Genomic DNA, 19,191 nt, shown 5'->3' on the forward strand with positions numbered 1-19,191 from the left:
GCCGGCGTCCGGCGAAGAACCCGCTCCAGCCGCCCAGCAGCTGCCCGGGCAGGCAACGCGGGCGCCGCAGCAGGCTGTGCGCGAGGAAGAACGCGCCGGGACAGCCGCGCGAGCCGATCAGCAACTGGTGCAGCACCAGGCGCGCGCGCATCGCCGGCGGTGCGTACGCCATCGTGATGGCCGTCATGTTGCAGGTCTCTTCGAAGCAGCGCTTGCGCGCGAAGCTCTCGCGCTCGTAGTTGTAGCGCACCGCCGGGTAGTGATCGACGATGGCGGCGGGATCGAGCACCAGCCGCCAGCCCGCGTGCCGCAGCATCTGGCACATCCATGTCTCGTTGCCGGGCTGCGCGCCCTGTCCGTGCAGGCGCTCGTCGAAGCGGGCCGTGCCCATCGCCGCGCGGCGCAGGATCCAGTTGCAGCCCTTCAGGGTCTCCGCCGCGCGCGGCGCGCCGCAGACCCTGTGCGTTTCGCCGATGATGCGGCCCCAGCCGTCGCGGTAGGCGGCAAGCGGCACGTCGGGCAAGGGCAGCGGCCTGCCATCGGCGCCATGCACGACATCGCGCCCGCCAACGCCGCCCACCTCCGGATCGGAAAAATGCGGCAGCACGCGCGCCAGCCAGTCCGCGCGCGGCAGGGCGTCGTCGTCCAGGATCGCCAGCAGTTCGCCAGTGACGTGCGGCAGGCCGGCGTTCATCGCAGCGATCACGCCGGGCTCGACCACCGTGACTGCCTGCAGGCCGGGATAGCGTTGCGGCGCGGTCCGTGCCAGCCAGTCGGCCGTCTCCGCGTCATCGGCGCCGCGGCAGACCACGATCCATTGCGCGGGCGCGGGCGCCAGCGCGCTCGCTGCCTGCAGGCAGCGCTGCAGCATGTCCAGGCGGCGGAAGGTCGGGATCATCAGCGTGACGCTGGGCGCATCGCTCATGGTGCGCTTCCTCCGTTGGCGGCAAGCTGCTCGTCGGCAGGCAGCAGGCGCCCGGCGCGCACGGCGCCGGCAATCTCGCAGACGATGGCCGCGGCCAGCCCCGACGACAGTCCGAGCTGGAACCACAGCACGCCGTCCAGCGTGGTGAGGTCAAGCAGCCGCGGGGCCAGCGCGCACCACGCCGCGACCACCGGCACCTGCACAAAGGCAAAGTGATTCAGTCCGCGGTTGGCCAGCAACTGCCAGGCGATGCCCACCACGCTGGCAAACCCGGAGCCCAGGCACGCGACCACCAGTTCGGCGTGCAGCGCGGCGTAGTTCGGCCCGACCAGCCACAGCAGCAGGCCGGGCCACAAGATCGCGAGCAGGACCAGCGCGGCCGCCGGCAGGCAGGCCAGCGCCACCCATGCCGCAAAGCGCCGCAGCACGCCTTCGCGTGCCTGCGCAAAGCGCGGAATCACGTATGCCGCCACCACCGCGCCCACCGGCATCAGCAACTGGCCRATACGCGACAGCGCACCCAGCGCCGCGGTCTGCCCGACCGCGCCGTGGAACGCCACGATGGCGAACACCATCTGGCCCTGGATGCAGTAGAACGCCTCGAGCGGCAACTGGCGGCGCATCACGCTGCCGATGAACTGGCGGTCGGCGGCGGCGCGGGCGCCATGTTCGGCATGCGATAGACCGGCACCAGGGAGCGTCGCGCCCGCGCCGGGAATCTCGCGTGCGATCCAGCGCCTGACCACCGGCACCCGCAGCCCGGCGCACAGTACGTTGACAAGCGTCGCGCCGAGCACGCCGAGCATGCCCAGCGCGTAGAGCGCCGACGACAGCACCAGCCGGGCGACGGACAAGGCGGTATCGAGCGCCTGGAGCGCCGGCGCGCGGTTGGCGAACAGCAACACCTGGTCCACCACGCGCGACTGCATGTCGAAATACCAGGTAGCCAGCAACAGGGCCAGCAGCAGCGCGGTCAGCACCATGCCAGCATGATTGCGATGCAACAGCCAGGCGGCGATCGCCAGCACCACCGGCAGTAGCCACGCGGAGAGTTTCCAGCGCTGCCCCATTGCCGCGCGGGCGAGTTCCGCCGCGCGCTGGCGGTCCGGCCAGGTCTTGCCGAGCAGCGCGTTCAGCCCGAGCTGGATGCCGCCCTTGGTGACCACGGCGATGGCACCCATGATGATGCCGACGACCGTATAGATGGCGTAGTCGCCAACGTCGAGCCAACGCGCCAGCAGCAGGCCGGTGATGGCGCCAACCCCCTGCGACAGCACGGCATAGACGAGGAAGTTGAGCAACTTCACGGCGTGGCCCCCTAGGCCGCCGGCGCGTGTTGCGCGCGCTGCGCAGGCGGTGCGGCCCCGATGGCGCCGCCCGCGCCCGTTTCCGCCCCGATGATCTCGAGCAGCCGAGCCGCCGCCTGCTCGGCGCGGAAGCGCCGGCTGAAGCATTGCCCTGCGGCCGCGCGCATGCGCGCCTGCGCGGCGGGCGCCATGCGCAGCCACCGCTGCAGGCACGCGGCCGTGCCCTGTGCAGTGTCCGGGCCGACCAGCCCCGCCCCGTCCTCGACGATCTCGCGCCAGATATTGACCTTGTCGGAGATCAGCACGGGCACGCCGCAACCAAGCGCCTCGGCCACCGCCACGCCGAAGTTCTCCTGGTGCGAGGGCAGGCAGAACAGCTCGGCCGCGTGGAAGGCTCCCCACTTGAGATCGCCCTTGAGCATGCCGGTCCAGCATGTGCGCGCGGACAGGCCGTACCCGGCAAGGCGCTGCTCCAGCGCCGTGCGCATCGCCGCATCGTACGGGCCCGCCAGCACCAGGTGCAGCGCCGCATCCTGCGCAGCCACGCCGGCGAACGCGTCGACCAGCAGGTCGCAGCCCTTCTTCTCGTGGATACGTCCGAGAAAGAGCACGATGCGCTTGCCGCGCGTGGCGGGGAAGGTGCAGAAGAACGCTTCGCGCAGTGGCGCGGCCTGCTGCGGCGGCTGTGCCGTACCGTAGGTGGCCACCACTTCGCGGCAGCGATACGGCCAGAAGGCGCCGTGCGCGCGCAGGCGTTCCTCGCTGCAGGTAAACAACACGCCGCGCGCGCCGCGCAGCACCCAGTAGTCGCCCAGCAACCAGTAAACGCTTTTCTTGAGATGCTTGAGCGGATAGTGTTCGCGGAACCACGGGTCGAGCATGCCGTGCGTGAAGACGAAGTACGGCACCTGCTTGCCGCGCAGGGCCAGGCACACGGCCAGCGCGTGGAACTGCCACAGTCCTTCGACGATCACCGCGTCATAGCCTTCGGCGTGCGCGCGCAGCCATTGCAGCATGCGGCGACTGAAGCCGTACTTGAGCGAGGACGGCCCCAGCGCGATCACGTCGAGTTCGCTGTCGCGCACGCAGGCCGCATCCGGCGCGTCACCGCAGCACACCTGCACCTGCACGCCGCATTCGCTCAGGGGCGCGCGCAGCTGGCGCACGCCCTCGATGGGCCCCCCGCCACCGGGATCGATCGAGGAGATGACGTGCAGGATCCTCATCGCTGACTCACTGCCGACTCATTGCCGATCATTGCCGGCTCATTGCCGCAATGGCGGGGTGGCGGGTGCCGCTGCCTTGCGCGCAATGAAGTGGAACCAGTAGACCTCGTCGAGCGCCTGGCCTTCGCGAAGGGGCTCCTTGTCCACGTTGCCGTACACGACTTCCGTGTCCAGGCCAAGTTGCGCCAGCGCGCGGCGCTGCGCCTCGAGCTCCGTGTAGACGATCACGATGCCGAACTTGTGCGCGGCGCATACGCGGATGGCGTAGCCGTCGAACTCGCGGTTCAGGCGCGAATAGCGCAGGTAGTTGAACGTGGCCAGCGGCAGGTTGCACAGCACGCGAGCGGTATCGATGCCCACCGCGATCGGGTTGCCCGACAGATGCGGCAGGCGCAGGAACATCGAGAGATTCTCGCGATAGCTCGGCCCGCGCATGTTGTGGCTGGAGAAGAGCACCAGGCCGCCGGGGCGCAGCACGCGCGCGAACTCGCGCAGGATGGCCTCGCGGCCCGGATAGTCCACCGCGTCGATACCGTTGAAGCTGAACATCACCAGCGCGAAGCTGTTGTCGGCGAAGCGCGACATGTCGCGCGCATCCATCTGCGCGACACGCACGCCAGGATGGTTGCGCTGGCAGATCTCGACCATCTCCGGCATGTAGTCGACCGCGGTGTAGTCGTCGCTCAGCGCGCGCAGCATCGGCACGGTACGCCCGCCGCCAACCCCCACGTCGAGGATCGGCTGTCCGCGGACTTCCTCGGCGAGCCAGGCGATGGCAGCCGCCTCGCCGGGATCGGTCCAGTCGCTGGCGGTGCCAAACCACCGCCGCGCGCCCCAACTACGCCATGCGTGCTGATTGATGCGATCTTGTGCCGTGCCTGACGCCATGGGAACCTCGCTCGAGAAGAGCCGCCGTGGACCAGAGCGCCGCGCTGCCGCAGGCATGCTCCGGGGGCAGGTGACCAGCCTGCGTGCATCGAGAATGCCGAGGCGAGGGACCGGGTTCTGTTCGTTGGCACACACGCTTGCCGCCACCTTGTCGCCGTCTTGCCGGTACCGCTCCGGCCGCCCGGCGCGGCGCGGCGACGACCCGCGCAGAAGGTGCCGGCGACGCCGCACGCAAGCATTTTGCAAGGGGATTAGCACCGGCGCGGCAGGGGTTCAGGCAGCGCTGTCTCTCCCCTCATCCTGATGGCTGAGATGGTCCTCATCCGTTTGTCGTGCGACGGCCAGCGCATGGGTGCAGAGGTAGCCCGTAAATGCGCCGTACTTCACCCTGCAGGAAGTTTCAATTTTGTGCCGAAGGCCTCGGGCGACACCTTCCCGCACCATAGGAATGCGGGCTCCCGGTATTTTCTGTTGCAGCGGTGAAACATAATCCGGCGATGACTGTTTCACTCCTGAAACTTAATCTTTTTGATTATCCCTAACCCGTTCGGGTACCCCGCCATTCGGCCTCCACCAAGGCTTTCCGGATGATGAAAGCAAACCGCACCATCCCATCCCGGGCGCCGACAAAGCAACTTGATTTCGTGCAGATCAGACCATAAGATGACCTTAATTCGTTTTAAGACGAATGGCATTTTGGGGTGGGTTCAGGGGGTCAGCCTTCCGCCATGCTTCTAGTTTCCGACAATAAGATGAGCGGAACTTTCATGGCGGTAGTACGGGGATAAATTAAGGCGGCGCAAGTCAGCAGCTTGGGTCGTGCAGGTCATTATTCCGCGCTGCGTTCAACCTGTTCCTGCCTCAATCATACGGGGGGAATAAGAACATGAACGCGCTTCTCATAGAGGGTCATCCATTGCTGCGTCTCGGGCTGCTTCAGATGCTCGAGCGTATCCACGGCGTGGACCATGTCATCACCGTCGATCCGGGCGACGTTGCGCTGCTCGACGGCAATCACTGCGACCTGCTCGTCTTTGGCATGCCCGCCGATCTCGATGCGGGATGGCAGCTCCTCAACAAGGTGCGTTCCGTGCTCTCGGCGGAGCGCCTTCTGCTGCTCGCCGATGTCCTGCCGCTGCAGATCCCGGCGCTGGCCATGGCGCAGGGTATATGCGGCTGCCTGCCCAAGTCGGCCTCGCTCGCCGTGCTCGAGGCCGGCATCCGGCTGGCGATGGTGGGCGGACAATACGGGCGCGGCCAGAACGGCCGCCAGGCTGGCGGCGCGCCGGGGATGTCCGCCGGCGGCTACCCGCTGGGCGGGCGCGTGCCGGTGCTGGCGCCGCTGACGGATGGCGCCGCCTGCGGCCCCTCGGGCACCCGCATCCAGGGCACGCCTTCCTCGCGCGACTCGCTGGGCGCCGTGGCGCGGCAGGGCGCCGCGGCCGGCGACGGTGGCAGCCAGAACAGCCATGGCGAAACCGCCTACGACGAAGCCGAGATGCTGCAGATCACGCCGCGCCAGTACGAGGTGCTGGTGCTGCTCGCGCGCGGTCATCCGATCAAGACCGTCAGCCGCATGCTCAATATCTCGGTCGCCACGGTAAAGAGCCATGCGTGTACGCTGTACCAGCGGCTCAAGGTGCGCAACAAGGGCGAAGCGGTCTATGCGGCGCTCCAGCGCGGCGCCTTGCTGGAGTGGGTCAGCGGTGACGACGCGGCGCCGCGCAACTCGGTGCGCGCATCCGCCGAATACAGCACCGGAGCTTCCGCGGCGATGCGCTGACACGCTGCATCCTGCACACCTGGCGGCGGCCCCCGGCCGGAGCCGGGGCGTGCAGGCTAGCTTGCACAGAACAGGCCTGTGCGGCGAAGAGTTGGGCGGGAAATGCCGCCGGGAGTCCCCGGCGACCTTTCCCGCAGTGCATTTCACGGTCGCCAATCTGTCGTCGCGAGCCGCCAATGTGTCGCCGCCAGACGACCGCCGCGGCCGCCCCGCGCAGCCCGCTACGCCTTGCCTGGCGCCGTTTCCAACGATTTCCCCGGTGCCGGCTCAATGTGGGACAGCGCACCGATGGGAGGTCATGCGCATCCTAGGATGACAACACGGGGGATTGTCGCAGTCGTTGCGATGGACCTGTCACCGTTAGAGCGGGAGCCTGCCGTGAACGAGACCATCGACCTTGGGATGCAACACTCGACTGGCCAGCTTGCAGAACGGCGCGGCTCCAGCCCACTGGCGTGCCTCGCCATGCTGTGCGCGGCGCTGCTGCTGGGCGCGTGCTCGAGTTCTCCCGGCATGCACTTCGACGCCAAGGCGCCGGTCAGCGCGATCGGGCCCGACGCCATGCCGAACATCACCCCCATCACGCTGGACCTGGTGCGCAGCCAGAAGAACGTGGCCCAGCGCGAACTGGACAAGCTCGACGAACTGTACGGCAAGCCCGAGCCCTACCGCATCGGCGCCGGCGACATCGTCTCCGTGGTGGTGTGGGATCACCCGGAACTGGTCTTCCCCAACCAGACCTACAGCATCGGCGCCGCCTATGAGATACCCGCGGTCGGCGGAGGCGCCAACGTGCCCGGCTACGTGGTCAGCGCACAGGGCGACATCCAGTTCCCCTACGCCGGCGTGATGAGGGTGGCCGGCAAGACTTCCAACGAAGTGCGCGACCAGATCGCGCGGGTGCTCGCGCGCGTGGTGCGCGATCCCCAGATGACGGTGCGCGTGCTGGCGTTCCGCAGCCAGCGCATCTACGTCGACGGTGAAGTGCGCACGCCCGGCATGCAGCCCATCGACGATGCCCCGATGACGCTGATCGAGGCGCYCAACCGCGCCGGCGGCGTACTCAACACGACCGGCGACAACAGCCGCATCCGCATCACGCGCGGCGAGCGCAGCTGGCGCGTCAACATCCCGGCGTTGCTGGCCCGCGGCGTCGATCCGTCGCGCATCATGCTCAGGAACGGCGACATCGTGCGCGTGGAGCAACGCGAAGACAGCAAGATCTTCGTCACGGGCGAAGTCGTGCGTCCCATCACGCTGCTGATGCGCAACGGCCGCATGACGCTCAACGAAGCGCTGGGCGACGCCGGCGGCGTCAATCCGGGTTCGGCCAACGCGGAACAGATCTTCGTGATCCGCAAGGCGGAGGACGGCGAGCCGAAGGTCTTCCACCTCGACGGTACCTCGCCGGTAGCGCTGGCCATCGCCGAGGGCTTCCAGCTCGAGGCCAAGGACGTGGTGTACGTGGATGCGCGCGAGCTGGTGCGCTGGAGCCGTGTGATGAACCTGCTCATACCATCGACCGGCCCGGTCCTTGGTACGGCGACGATGGTGAAATAGGCGCACGCGTCATGATCCGCTCGATCCTGGTGGTGTGCATCGGCAATACCTGCCGCAGTCCGATGGCGCAATGCCTGCTCGGCAATTCGCTGCCCGGCTGCACCATCACGTCGGCAGGCCTGGCGCCGCTCGAAGGCGCCGCCGCCGATCCGCACATCGTGCGCCTGCTTGCGGAGGACGGGCTGGATCTCCCCGGACACCGCGCTCGCGTGCTCGACGCAAGCATGGTCAGCGGCGCCGACCTCGTACTGGTGATGGACACAGAACAAAGAGAGGCGCTGGAGCGCCTGTACCCCCATGCGCGCGGCAAGGTCTACCGGCTTTGCGAATTCGTGCACGCCGACGTACCCGATCCCTATGGCTGTTCGCAGAACATGTTCAGGATCGTGTTCGGGCTCATCAAGCAAGGCGTCGATACATGGGTGGTGCGGATTCGCGCCATTGCACGGGATGCATATCACGGGGAGGTAGCATGAACACGTTCAACCCGCACGAAGCCCTGAGCGGCCCCCAGCGGGGCGCGGCCCGGGAAAAAGGGATCGACCTGACCGGCTATCTCGACATCCTGATGCGGTACCGCTGGACGTTTCTCCTGGTCGCCGGCGTGATCTTCCTGCTGGGCGCGACCTATGCCTTCTTCACCAGGTCCGTCTACCGCACCGATATCGTGGTGCAGGTAGAGGATACGGGCGGCAGCAGCAACACCAGCAAGCTCGCCGGCAGCGTGGCGCCGGTATTCGACGTCAAGCCCGCGGCGGCCTCGGAGATCGAGCTGCTGCACTCGCGCATGGTGGTGGGCAAGGCCGTCGACAACCTGCGCCTGGCCATCGACGCCAGGCCGCGCTACTTCCCGCTGATCGGCCAGCCGCTCGCGCGCTACAACCCGGGCCTGTCCGATCCCGGCCTGTTCGGCTGGGGTGGCTTCGTGTGGGGCGGCGAACACATCGCGGTCACGCGGCTCGACATGCCCGCGCGCATCGAAGGCACCCACATGCTGGTCACGGTGCTGGACAACAACCGCTATAGCCTCAAGATCGAAGGCGAGGACACCGTGGCCACCGGCACCGTCGGCCAGGCGCTGCTGGCGCCCACTTCGCGCGGCAACGTCGGGATCATGGTCTCCGAACTCGACGGCAAGCCCGGCGCGACCTTCACGGTGATGCGCGTGCCGCGCGCCAATGCGATCGCCAAGTTGCAGGAGACCCTGCAGATCGTCGAGCGCGGCAAGTCCAGCGGCGTGATCGGCGTCACCCTCGAAGGCCCGGACCCGGATCTGATCGCCGCCACGCTCAACGAGATCGGCGCCGAGTACGTCGACCAGAACGTGCGCCGCAGGGCAGAGGAAGCCGAGAAGTCGCTGGCCTTCCTCCAGCAGCAGTTGCCGCAGGTCAAGCAACAGGTGGAGACCGCCGAGACGCGCTACAACGCGCTGCGCAACCAGCGCGGCACCATCGACCTGAACGAGGAATCAAAGCTGATCCTGTCGCAGTCGGTGCAGATCCAGACCCGCGTGCAGGAGTTGCGCCAGAAGCGCCAGGAGCTGGTGACGCGTTTCACCGGCAACCATCCCAGCATCGGCATCGTCGACGAACAGATCGCCAGCCTGACCGCCGCGCTCAACGGCGTGACCGCGCGCATCCAGAAGCTGCCGGAAGTGGAGCAGAACGTGGTGCGGCTGATGCGCGACGTGAAGGTAAGCACGGAGATGTACCAGTCGCTGCTCAACGATGCGCAGCAATTGCGGCTCACCAAGGCCAGCAAGGTCGGCACCGCGCGCCTGGTCGACCCCGCCGAGGTGCCGCTGCTGCCGGTGCGGCCCAACCGCAATCTGCTGGTGATCTTCGCCGCCCTGCTGGGCACCGTGGGCGCGTTGATGATCGTGTTCCTGCGCCACCTTCTCGACGGCGGCGTCTCGGAAGCCGACGACATCGAGAGCCAGACCGGCTTCACGGTGTACTCCACCATCCCGTTCAGCCCGGAACAATCGCGCCTGATGGCCAAAGGCGGGCCCAACGCGCTGCTGGCCTGCCGCATGCCGGAAGACCCCGCGATGGAGAGCCTGCGCAGCTTCCGCACCGCCTTGCAGTTCTCGCTGCTGGGCGTCCATCATCCGGTGGTGCTGGTGACCGGGCCCTCGCCCGGCGTGGGCAAGTCCTTCATCTGCGCCAACTTCGCCACGGTGCTGGCCGCGGGCGGCAAGCGCGTGGTGCTGATCGACGCGGACCTGCGCCGCGGCAACCTCAACCACCGCTTCGACACCGAGCGCGGCCCCGGCCTGACCGAGCTCCTGCGCGGCGCGCCGGTGGAAGGCGCGGTGCGCAGGCAGGTGGTCCCCGGCCTGGATTTCATTCCCACCGGCACGCTCCCGACGCACGCCGCCGACCTCCTGCTCAGCCCGATGATGGACACGTTGCTCGATGCGCTGAAGTCGAACTACGACGTCGTGCTGATCGATACGCCCCCGGTGCTGTCCGCCTCCGATACCGGCATCCTCGCCACCAAGGCCGACGCCGTGTTCATGGTCGCCCGCGCCGACTCCACCACGGTGGACGAGCTCGAAGCGGCCGGCAGGGCGATCCGGCAGGCCGGCGGCGAAGTAAAGGGTGTGCTGTTCAACGGGCTGAACGTGCAAGGCCGCTGGTACCGGGCGCACTACAGCTTCGGCAAGTACCGGTACCTGAGCTATCGGTACCAGGATGTGGAAACGGTGGAGGGCAGATAGGCCGGGCGGCGGCCTTTGCCAGGGTGCAGCCAGAGTGGTCTTCTTCGGTCACCCGGGCCGCATTGCGGGCGCGCCGGCGGCTCGCCGCCAATGCGGCGCGCATCGTTCGCGTTCAGGCCCTGCGGGTCGCCTTCATCGGGAACCGCCCGAACACGCCGGCGGTGATCGTGCCTTCCATCGTGTCGCCCGAAAGCTGGGCTTCCACCTTGAGCGTCAATGGCATCGGCGCCGTGAGCTTCATCTTGAAGGTCACGCGGTCGCCATTGAGCTCGCCGTCGATGACCTCGGCCGTAGCCTTCTCGCCCGCATTGGTCCCGCCGAAGCCGCCGGCCCCGGTGCCGACGATGGTAAGCACCGAGCGCTGCTCGCCGCCCGGCGTCTGGGAGATACAGTCCCATTGGCCTTTGATTTCTGTCGTCATAAACAATTTCCTGCTGCTTTTTTTCGTCAACGTAAAAACCATACGGATGTCCCGCCAAATCCCGGCGGCCCGGCTGGAAAGCCGATGGCATTCCTGTCGAGCCGTCCATTGGCGTTGGCGTTCTTGTCCTGGTACGCGATGATCGCATAGTCGCCGGCCGGCACATGCTTGAAGATCACGGCAATACCGGCACGATGGGCAACTGCGCAGGCGGCCACCTGGCAGGCGCTGGCCGCCTGCCATCACGTTCAATGGCACCAGCGCGCGGCGCCGCCTCAGGCTTGCACCGTACCCGGCACGACGTCGTCCAGCGCATTCGACGCCTCGGCCTCGCTGGCGGCTTCGGCAAGCGCGGCGCGCGCGACCTGCGCTTCCATGTACCACACCAGGTGCGCCTGCAGCGCCGCGCGGCTTTCCGCCAGGAACAGCGAGTGATCGAACTTCGACAGCGTCCGCACGCGGATATGATCGAGTCCCTGCAGCGCCTCCAGATTGCCGCCGAAGCGGTCCCGCGCTTCCTCCAGCCCGATATCGCTCATGCCGTAGAGGAAATCCGTCTGGACGCCGCGCCGGTCGAGCTCGCGCATGGCGGCACGCGCGAAGCCCGTCACGGTGGTGGTGTCCTCGCCGCCGCGCCAGCGTGCCACGGCGGACACCGCGCGCTGGCTCAGGCGGCGCGCGCTGCGGCGCACGAACCCGTTGAGGATCGGCACGACCTTCATCTGGCCGCGCATCAGCCGCAGCCAGGTCTCGGCGCGGCGCGCCGCGGCGACGTAGCCGCGCATCGATTGCACGCGCTCGTTGACCGCGGCGGTATCGGTCTCGTCCCAGCGGAACTTGGCCAGGTTGGCCAGCACCACGCCCGCTACGGCCGGGTTGCGCAGGGCCACGTGCAAGCTGATGAAGGCACCCGAGCACACGCCCGCGACCACGATCCGCCGCATGCCCCGGGCACGCAGCCAGTCCACGGCGGCGCTGGCGTCTTCGCAGGCGCTCGGGTCGTATACGGCGGGAATGCTCATCTGGCGTGCCGGCGCGGGGCTGTCGCCGAGCGCGGAGAGGTCCAGGCGCAGCGCGGTGACGCCGTGGCGCGCCAGCTCGCGCGACAAGGAGACGAACAGCCGCCCGTCGCCGACATGGTGGTTGCCGCCGGTGTTGGGGAACAGGATCGCGACCCCGCCGGCGGTGCGCCGCGCGGGTTCGCACAGGATGCCGAACTGGCGGCCGCGGTCCAGCCACACGCGCTGCTCGCGCACGCCGTCCACTTCGCATTCCAGCGCCGGGCGGTCGTCGTGGGCCGCCGGCGCGCCGCGCGCGGCGCCTCTGCCGCCGGCGGCCAGCGCCGGGCGCATCCAGGCCAGTACCGCCTGCCAGGCGGCTTCCGGCACCTTGGCGTATTCCGGCGCCTGCATCATGCCCGGGTACTCGGCAAAGCCGTCCAGCGTGACCTCGGCTCCGGCGTTGCGGTAAAGCGTACCCATTTCTGCGACCGGCGATGCGGTGCCTGGCCATGCATCGAGCAAGAGCACGCGGGGCGCCGGGCAACCCTTGCGACGCGCCATGCGCAGGCCCTCGAGCGCGGCCACGGTGTCGGGCTGGAAGCGGTAGGCGAGCACGTCCAGCGAGCCGTCGGTGGGCGGGATCAGCTGGATATCGGGGATGACGTTGTTGACCCAGCCGGTATGCAGCGCACGCAGTTCTCGCAGGTAGGCGCGCCCGCTCGCGACCGGCGCCAGCAGGACCAGCCCGGCCACCACCCCGGCATCGCGCGCGGCCAGCGCCTCGGCGGCCAGCACGGCCAGCGCGGCGCCAAGGCGCAGGCCGCACAACACCACGCGCGTCACGCCGCCCTGCTCGCGCAGGGTCCGCACCGCGGCCAGGATGCCATGCACGCAACAGGCGATATGGTCGACATCGGCATCGCTGCCGGCGGAGTCCCCGGTGCCGGGATAGTCGAAGCGCAGCACCGGCAGCCCGGCCGCCGCGAGGTCGCCGGCAAGGTGCCGGTAGGCGCGGTGGGACCACATGGCTTCGTGGCCGTGCGGATTGCATAGCACCACGCCCGTGGTGCCCGGTGCTTCATGGAGCCACCCGGCGCACCCCTCGAACAAGACCGGTTTCATCGCTTCTCCCAAGGGAAAACGGGGCTCGGACCCCCGGCATTCGCGCACGCAGAAACGGGTACGCTTTTGTTCTGCTTGTTGTCCTGGCGGGCCATTACCGCCCGCGGCCCGCCGCGCCGGGAGGGCGCGCGGGCCGCCTTGTCTCGCGCTGCGAGGAAGCACGCAGAAACGGGTACGCTCMTGGCCGCCTCGCCGCGTTGCGCGCCGTCAGGCCGCCGGCATCGAGTCTTGTCCGGCCGGCCGGTCCTGCTCCTTGGACGGCGCGCTGCGCGCCTCGAGGGCCAGCGCCTCGGGCTGCGCGGGAGGCAGCGGCAAGCCCAGGTAGGGATTCATGGCGGCGAAATCCGCGCGGTTGCTGCGCCGGCGGATGACGCCGTTGAGCATGCCGCCGGCCAGGCGGGCCTCGGCGCGGGCCAGGCGCTTGACGGCTTCGTCCACCTGGCTCGCCGGCGTCACGTCGGCACGCACCACCAGCAGGGTGGAGCCGGCCAGGTTGGCGACCAGGGTGCCGTCGGCCACGGCCAGCACCGGCGGCGTATCGATGATGACCAGGTCGAAGCGTGCCTTGCAGACCTGCAGCATCTCGGCCAGCGACGGCATCATCAGCAGCTCGGACGGATTGGTCGGCGTTGCGCCGGCAGTGATCAGGCAGAGGCCGGACACCACCGTGGGGCGCACGACTGCCGCCAGGTCGGCGCGGCCCGCCAGCAGTTCGGCCAGCCCGGGCTCCGGCGCCTGGTCGAACCAGTTGGCGATCTTGCCGCGACGCAGGTCGGCGTCGACCAGCAGCACGCGCTGGCCGGCTTCGGCGAACAACACCGCGAGGTTGACCGAGGCGAAGGTCTTGCCCGCGCCGGGCGCGGGGCTGGTCACCGCGAGCACGCCGTCGGGCGCGTTGCGCACGGCGAAATGCAGCGCCGCGCGTACGCTGCGCAGGCCTTCCACCGCAAGCGCATGCGGCGAACGCCGCGCCAGCAGGAAGCGGTCGTGCAGCCCGCAGCGCAGCATCCGCTCGCCTTCGCCGGCGGCAAACGCACCGGGCTCGGCCAGCGCGCTGCCGGGCGCAGGCGCATACAGGCGCGGGCTCGCCGTGGCGGCAAACCCCATCATCACGCCCAGGCGGCGATGCACCTCGGCCTCGTGCTCGAGCTCGGTCTGCTCGCTGCTGAAGGCGATCTCGCCCAGCATGGGCATGCCGAGCCGCGCCTCGGCGTCGGCCGCATCGGCCACCGAGGGCTTGTAGCGCTGGCGCGCCGCCGCGCCGGCCAGGCCCAGGCACAGGCCAAGCAGCGCGCCGCCGAAGGTCAGCGGCACGGGGCCAAGGCCGTCCGGGCGCGAAGGCGGCATCGCCGCATCGACGATGCGCATGGTGTTGGAGCGGTCGGACTGGGCCAGCGAGAGCTGCTGCGCGCGGTTGCGCAGGGTCATGTACATATCCTCGGCCACCTTGACGTCGCGCGTGAGCGCCACCGACTCGCGCTCGGTCTCGGACAGGTTCTGCATGCGCGAATCCATGTCGCGCCGCACCTTGCTGAGTTCCTGGATCTGGGTATCGACCGTGCGCACTTCGTTGCTGTCCGTGGTGAAGCGCTGCAGCAGGCGGGTACGCTCCAGGCGCAGGGCGGCGATCTGGCGCTGGTAGTCCATGCTGCCGCTGAGGTAGGACTGGGCCTCCTGCGAGGGCGCCATGGTGCCGCTGCGCGTGCGATAGCGCGTCAGCGCCGCTTCCGCGCGCTCCAGCTCGCCCTTCACGCGCGGCAGCTCGCTGCTGACGAAGGCCAGGCCGCCGGCCGCGTCATCGCGGCGCTGGGTGGTCTGGCTGTCGATGTAGGCCTGCGCCACGCCGTTGACCAGCGCAGCCGCGAGCTTGCGGTCCGGATAGCGCCACGCAACGCGTACCGTGCCGGCGTCACGCGTGTGTTCGTCCACCACCAGTTCGCGCGAGATGCTGTCCACCGTGGAGAGCGGATCGCTGCGCATCAGTTCGAAGCGCGTGCCGGGCTGCGCATCGATTTGTGCGACCTGCAGCTCCACCTCGTTGGCCGATGCGGGTTCGCCCGTCACGCCTTCGAGCAGCATTGCGTCGCCGGCATAGAGCTGGTAATGGCCCTGGGGCTGCGCCACCAGTATCAGCGGCACGTTGAGCAGGCGCTCGGGCACCGAGAGGCTGTCGAGCTGGATCCGCTCGCCGCCCCAGGCGTAGCCGAGGCCTTCGGGCCACGGCCCGATGGCATGGCCCGGCTCGGCGAAGCGCGCCGCGAGCGCCCCGAGCAACGGCGCACGCACGGGCGCCGCCGAGACGTCCAGGTGCAGACGCTCCACCACCGGCCCGACCACCGCGCGGCTGGTCAGCATGCCGGTATCGAACTGCACCGCCGAGGCATTGACCTGGCCGGAGTTGCGCGGCGCTACCTGCACCAGTGCCTCGACGCGGTAGCGCGGCGGCGTCGACAGCGCCACGAACGCGCCGATCCCTGCGCCGGCAAGCGTGAGCCCGATGATCCAGCCGAGGTGATCGAGCAGGGCGCGCCGCCGGCGTGCGCCCGGCGGCGCCGGCTCATCCGCAGCCGGCCTCGTGGCGGAGAAATACAACCTGTTCACGACGTTCTCCCTGGGCAATGGCCATGTCCTGCCGCTCCTGCCTCAGACGCTTGCCAGCGCCGGCAAGAGACGGTCGAACTCACGCTTGACGAGCTTGTAGCACTCGCACGAATGCGCTTCCAGGCCAAGGCGGTCGAGCACGGTGATGTGCCCGCGGCTATGCTGGATCAGCCCAAGGTCTTCGAGCTTGCCGGCGGCTTCGGTCACGCCTTCGCGGCGCACGCCAAGCATGTTGGCGATGACCTGCTGCGTGATGACCAGCTCGTTGGACGCCATGCGGTCCAGCGCGAGCAGCAGCCAGCGGCATAGTTGCTTGTTGAGCGAATGGTGACGGTTGCACACCGCGGTCTGGGCGATCTGCGTGAGCACGGCCTGCACGTAGAGCAGGGTCACGCGCTGGATTGCCGGGGAATGCAGGAATTCCTGCTTGAGCGTGGCTGCCGACAGGCGGTAGGCAAAGCCCGGCGTGCGCACCTCCACGCGGCACGGCATGGTGTCTCCGCCGGTGAGCACCGGAATGCCGACCAGCCCTTCCTTGCCGATGGCGGCGATCTCTACGGTGGCGCCATCTTCCAGCAGCGAGAGCATCGAGACGATGGCAGTCGTGGGGAAGTAGACATGGTGGATACGCTGGCCCGAGTCGGTCAGCAGCTGGCCGGCACGCATGCGCACCAGCTCGAGGTGCGCCGACAACGACTCCCAATCCTTGCGCGGCAAGGCACCCAGCACATGATTGACGTGCAGATCCGAACGCTGACTGATCATTTTCCTCTCCCCGTGACCAGCCGCACGAACACTTACGACCGAAGCCGGTCCGTCGCATAGCGGGGACCCGCGCCGACCACCTATTCTTTAACCCCGGTTCGTACAGCCTCTGTGTCTGTATTAAGTGCCATATGTGGTCCTCCCAACAGTAGCCGCACGGCTGAAACCTGATCATCCTTCGGTAGGTCTTAGAGCGCCGGAAATCACAACACCGGCGACCAAGCCATGAAGCCCCGGCGCCGCGTGGCACAGCATTCGTACTCCGCGTGTACGGCGTATCAGGCGCCTGGCGCGCTGTAGGCCACCGCACGTCTCGCATTGAGCGCATGGACCTCCCCCATCGGGATGGGAGCCGCACACGCCAGCCCTACATCCTGGCCTCCTCCATTCGGGTCGCCCTCGGGCAGCAGCTTCACGCGCCGGCACGCACCTGGCGCCAGGTGGAACCAGTCGTACTCGGGGCGCATGGCCGCATCGTCGATATGCACCCAGCGCGCGAAGCGCCGCGCCGATATCGTCAGCCACCAGTCGCCGTCCTCGCGCGCCAGCGCCACCGCCAGCTCGGGCGGCTCGAGCGCGGCCGCGCTGCGTTCGGGCAGGTAGCAGGCCTGGCTTATCTGGGTGCCGTCGGCGGGATCGCACAGCGTGGCGCACACCACATCATGCGTACGCGGGCCGAAGCGGTAGGCATAGGTGAAATCGAAGAACGTGCCGGCCAGTTCGGCGCCGCCCATGCGCTGCATGGAGTGCGGCGGCAGGCACAGCTCGCGCGCCACGTCGAGCAGCGCCGTCTCGCCGTCGCGCCAGCATTGCAACCGCAGGCGTACCGCGCGCGGCGCCGGGCTTTCGTTGATCAGGTGCACATGGATGCCGTTGAGGCCTTCGTCGGTGATCAGCACCTGCAGCGGCTGCCATACCTGGCGCAGCGCGTGCCATGCCGATTTCGGCCGCGCCAGCGCATCGACGATGCCCCAGCCCGCGCCCGGCAGCAGGTCCTGCAGCTGCCACACCAGCGCGCCGGAGCAAGTCGAGCCGCTGCGCCGCCATTCGCTGAAGACGTCGGTCATCACCTCGGCCACCACCGCGCGCGACAGCGCCAGGTAGCGCACGCTGTCCTCGTAGCGCAGGCGCGGCGGGTCCACCTTGAACAGTTCGCGCAGGTAGAAATCCCGCACGTCCTCGAAATCCCATCCGCTGCCCGCATCGCGCGGCACGCGCGCCTTCCAGCGCGGGTCATGCGCGGGTGCGACCGGCAGCGCGTCGGCCAGGGTGCGCGCGCACGGCACGTTGGAAAAGGCCAGGCATTCGGACGTGAAACGCACATTGGCACGGCGCGCGTCGTCGAGCGGGCGCTGGTAGGCACCCACGCCGTAGTAGTGCGAGACGCCGCTGTCGGGCTGGAATGGCCACGCGCCGCCACTCGGCGAGTTGCGCACGTATACGGCGTCGGGATGCCAGGCGGCCACGCAGGCCGGGATGATTTCGTCGAACAGCGGTTGCCGCCAGCTCGCGCAAGGCACGCCCATCATGGCGGCCTGCTGTTCGACCTCGCTGCCGCCGCACAGCACCGCCACGCTCGGATGGTGACGATGCGCGGCCAGCCACTCGCTGACTTCGCGCGTGGCCTGGGCCATGAGCGGACGCGCGGCTTCGGCGTTGGCGCAGTAGTCGAAGTTGGCGAACATGAAATCCTGCCAGACCATCAGGCCGAGCGCATCGCAGGCAGCGAAGAAGGCCTCTCCCTGATAGCAGGTGACGCCGCTCACGCGCACCATGTTCATACCGGCCCCGTGCGCCAGCGCCAGCCATTTCCCGACTTCCGCGGGCGCATCGACGTGGCCGGCGAGGTCGTGGCTGGTCCAGCAGGCGCCGCGGCAGAAGATGCGTTCGCCGTTGACGCGCAGGGCGAAGCCATCCTCGCCGGCTGCGGTGCGGCGGTCGATCTCGATGCGGCGAAAGCCCACCTGCGCGCAATCGATGCGCGCGTCGCCCAGCCGCAACTGCACTGCATAGCGCTGCGGCGCACCGTGGGTATGCGGCCACCACAGGCGCGGCGCGCTCACGGCAAGCTCGCCCTCGTACACGATGCCGCCGGGGCCGGCGTCCACGGCGGCGAGCGGCGCCTCGCGCCCGTCCGCGCACAGCATCAGCGGCACGCCCGCCGGCAGCGGCGCCACGTCGCGCAGGCGCAGGCGGATCACGCCGCGTGCAAGATCCGCGTCGAGCGAGGCCTGCAGGTCGTAGCGCGCCGTCAGCAGCGGGCTGGCGCCAGCGTCGAGCGGCAGCAGGTCGACGCCGCGCCAGGGCCCGATCGTATGCACCGGCGGGCACCAGCCAGGCATATGGCCGAGCAGCGTGGTGCGCACCAGCCGCAACGAGGGCGGCGAGACCAGGCGCGGCTTCCACCGCACCGGTCCGCGCTGGCTGCGCAGCCAGCGGTGCAGCGAGCGGAAGCACAGGCAGAGCACGTGGTCGCCGTCGAGATGCAGTTCCGCCTCGTGCGCCGTAAACATGTTCTGCGCGTCGAGCACGCGCAACTCGTCGAGCCATACCTCGGCCACCGTGGCCAGGCCGTGCAGGCGCAGGCGGCAGGCACCCGCGCCGGACAGCGGCACGCGGTACCAGTAGTCGTGGTCGTGCAGGGCGCGCGGCGCGTCGGCCTGCCATTGCCCTGCCGCCTGCAGCGCCTGCGCAACGGTGCCGGGCACCGCCGCGGGCAGCCATGGGCCGCGCCCTTCCAGCCCGGCCGGCGATGCAGCGGCGCCGCAGGGCGTCTCCAGCAAGGCCCAGGCGCCGGCGAGGGGCTCGCGGTGGACTGGCCGCCCGGGAACAGGCGTGAGGACGAGAGGCGCGTGCATGGCGGCGGGCGC

At 69.0% G+C, this 19,191-nt stretch carries 14 protein-coding genes; 4 read left to right on the plus strand and 10 right to left on the minus strand.

Annotated elements, in window-relative coordinates:
• The 4 genes from AC1DK4_RS23370 to AC1DK4_RS23385 all read right to left on the minus strand — a co-directional run.
• A partial coding sequence (locus tag AC1DK4_RS23370) for a glycosyltransferase family 2 protein (protein WP_477131808.1) occupies window positions 1–925 on the minus strand: 925 nt, incomplete at its 3' end.
• On the minus strand, window positions 922–2,232 hold the full coding sequence (locus tag AC1DK4_RS23375; protein WP_441611771.1) for a hypothetical protein: 1,311 nt from the start codon (window positions 2,230–2,232) through the stop codon (window positions 922–924). The genes AC1DK4_RS23375 and AC1DK4_RS23370, both read right to left, overlap by 4 nt.
• Before the next feature lie 11 nt (window positions 2,233–2,243).
• Complete coding sequence (locus tag AC1DK4_RS23380) at window positions 2,244–3,458, minus strand: glycosyltransferase (RefSeq protein WP_441611772.1); 1,215 nt, start codon at window positions 3,456–3,458, stop codon at window positions 2,244–2,246.
• 39 nt (window positions 3,459–3,497) lie between these two features.
• Window positions 3,498–4,346 (minus strand): class I SAM-dependent methyltransferase, encoded by an 849-nt coding sequence (locus AC1DK4_RS23385; protein WP_441611773.1) that lies wholly within the window; start codon window positions 4,344–4,346, stop codon window positions 3,498–3,500.
• A gap of 886 nt (window positions 4,347–5,232) precedes the next feature.
• Between AC1DK4_RS23385 and AC1DK4_RS23390 the strand changes: the two genes are divergently transcribed.
• The 4 genes from AC1DK4_RS23390 (at window position 5,233) to AC1DK4_RS23405 (ending at window position 10,411) form a co-directional block, all read left to right on the plus strand.
• Window positions 5,233–6,129: a helix-turn-helix transcriptional regulator gene (locus AC1DK4_RS23390; RefSeq protein ID WP_441611774.1), complete on the plus strand. Its 897-nt coding sequence runs from the start codon at window positions 5,233–5,235 to the stop codon at window positions 6,127–6,129.
• A gap of 465 nt (window positions 6,130–6,594) precedes the next feature.
• Window positions 6,595–7,689, plus strand: coding sequence for a polysaccharide biosynthesis/export family protein (locus AC1DK4_RS23395; protein ID WP_477131811.1), 1,095 nt, complete (start codon window positions 6,595–6,597; stop codon window positions 7,687–7,689).
• 11 nt (window positions 7,690–7,700) lie between these two features.
• Window positions 7,701–8,165, plus strand: coding sequence for an arsenate reductase/protein-tyrosine-phosphatase family protein (locus AC1DK4_RS23400; protein ID WP_441611775.1), 465 nt, complete (start codon window positions 7,701–7,703; stop codon window positions 8,163–8,165).
• Entirely contained in the window at window positions 8,162–10,411 is a 2,250-nt protein-coding gene (locus AC1DK4_RS23405) for a polysaccharide biosynthesis tyrosine autokinase (RefSeq protein ID WP_441611776.1), read from the plus strand. The genes AC1DK4_RS23400 and AC1DK4_RS23405 overlap by 4 nt, the downstream gene beginning before the upstream one ends.
• A 112-nt stretch (window positions 10,412–10,523) precedes the next feature.
• On the opposite strand, the gene AC1DK4_RS23410 is transcribed toward AC1DK4_RS23405, so the two are convergent.
• The 6 genes from AC1DK4_RS23410 to AC1DK4_RS23435 all read right to left on the minus strand — a co-directional run bounded on the left by AC1DK4_RS23410 (window position 10,524) and on the right by AC1DK4_RS23435 (window position 19,179).
• Window positions 10,524–10,832, minus strand: coding sequence for a hypothetical protein (locus tag AC1DK4_RS23410; protein WP_441611777.1), 309 nt, complete (start codon window positions 10,830–10,832; stop codon window positions 10,524–10,526).
• Between the two features lie 26 nt (window positions 10,833–10,858).
• Window positions 10,859–11,050, minus strand: coding sequence for a DUF2141 domain-containing protein (locus tag AC1DK4_RS23415; RefSeq protein WP_441611778.1), 192 nt, complete (start codon window positions 11,048–11,050; stop codon window positions 10,859–10,861).
• Window positions 11,051–11,107: 57 nt separating this feature from the next.
• Window positions 11,108–12,955, minus strand: a complete 1,848-nt coding sequence (locus AC1DK4_RS23420) for an alpha/beta fold hydrolase (protein WP_441611779.1) — start codon at window positions 12,953–12,955, stop codon at window positions 11,108–11,110.
• Window positions 12,956–13,162: 207 nt separating this feature from the next.
• On the minus strand, window positions 13,163–15,547 hold the full coding sequence (locus AC1DK4_RS23425; RefSeq protein WP_477131812.1) for a polysaccharide biosynthesis tyrosine autokinase: 2,385 nt from the start codon (window positions 15,545–15,547) through the stop codon (window positions 13,163–13,165).
• Window positions 15,548–15,598: 51 nt separating this feature from the next.
• Window positions 15,599–16,321, minus strand: a complete 723-nt coding sequence (locus AC1DK4_RS23430) for a Crp/Fnr family transcriptional regulator (protein WP_441611781.1) — start codon at window positions 16,319–16,321, stop codon at window positions 15,599–15,601.
• Between the two features lie 278 nt (window positions 16,322–16,599).
• The gene (locus tag AC1DK4_RS23435) at window positions 16,600–19,179 is read right to left on the minus strand and encodes a glycosyl hydrolase 2 galactose-binding domain-containing protein (protein ID WP_441611782.1); all 2,580 of its coding nucleotides are present in this window, start codon (window positions 19,177–19,179) and stop codon (window positions 16,600–16,602) included.
• Between the last annotated feature and the right edge of the window lie 12 nt (window positions 19,180–19,191).

It is taken from the genome of Cupriavidus sp. 05N38, assembly GCF_056397345.1.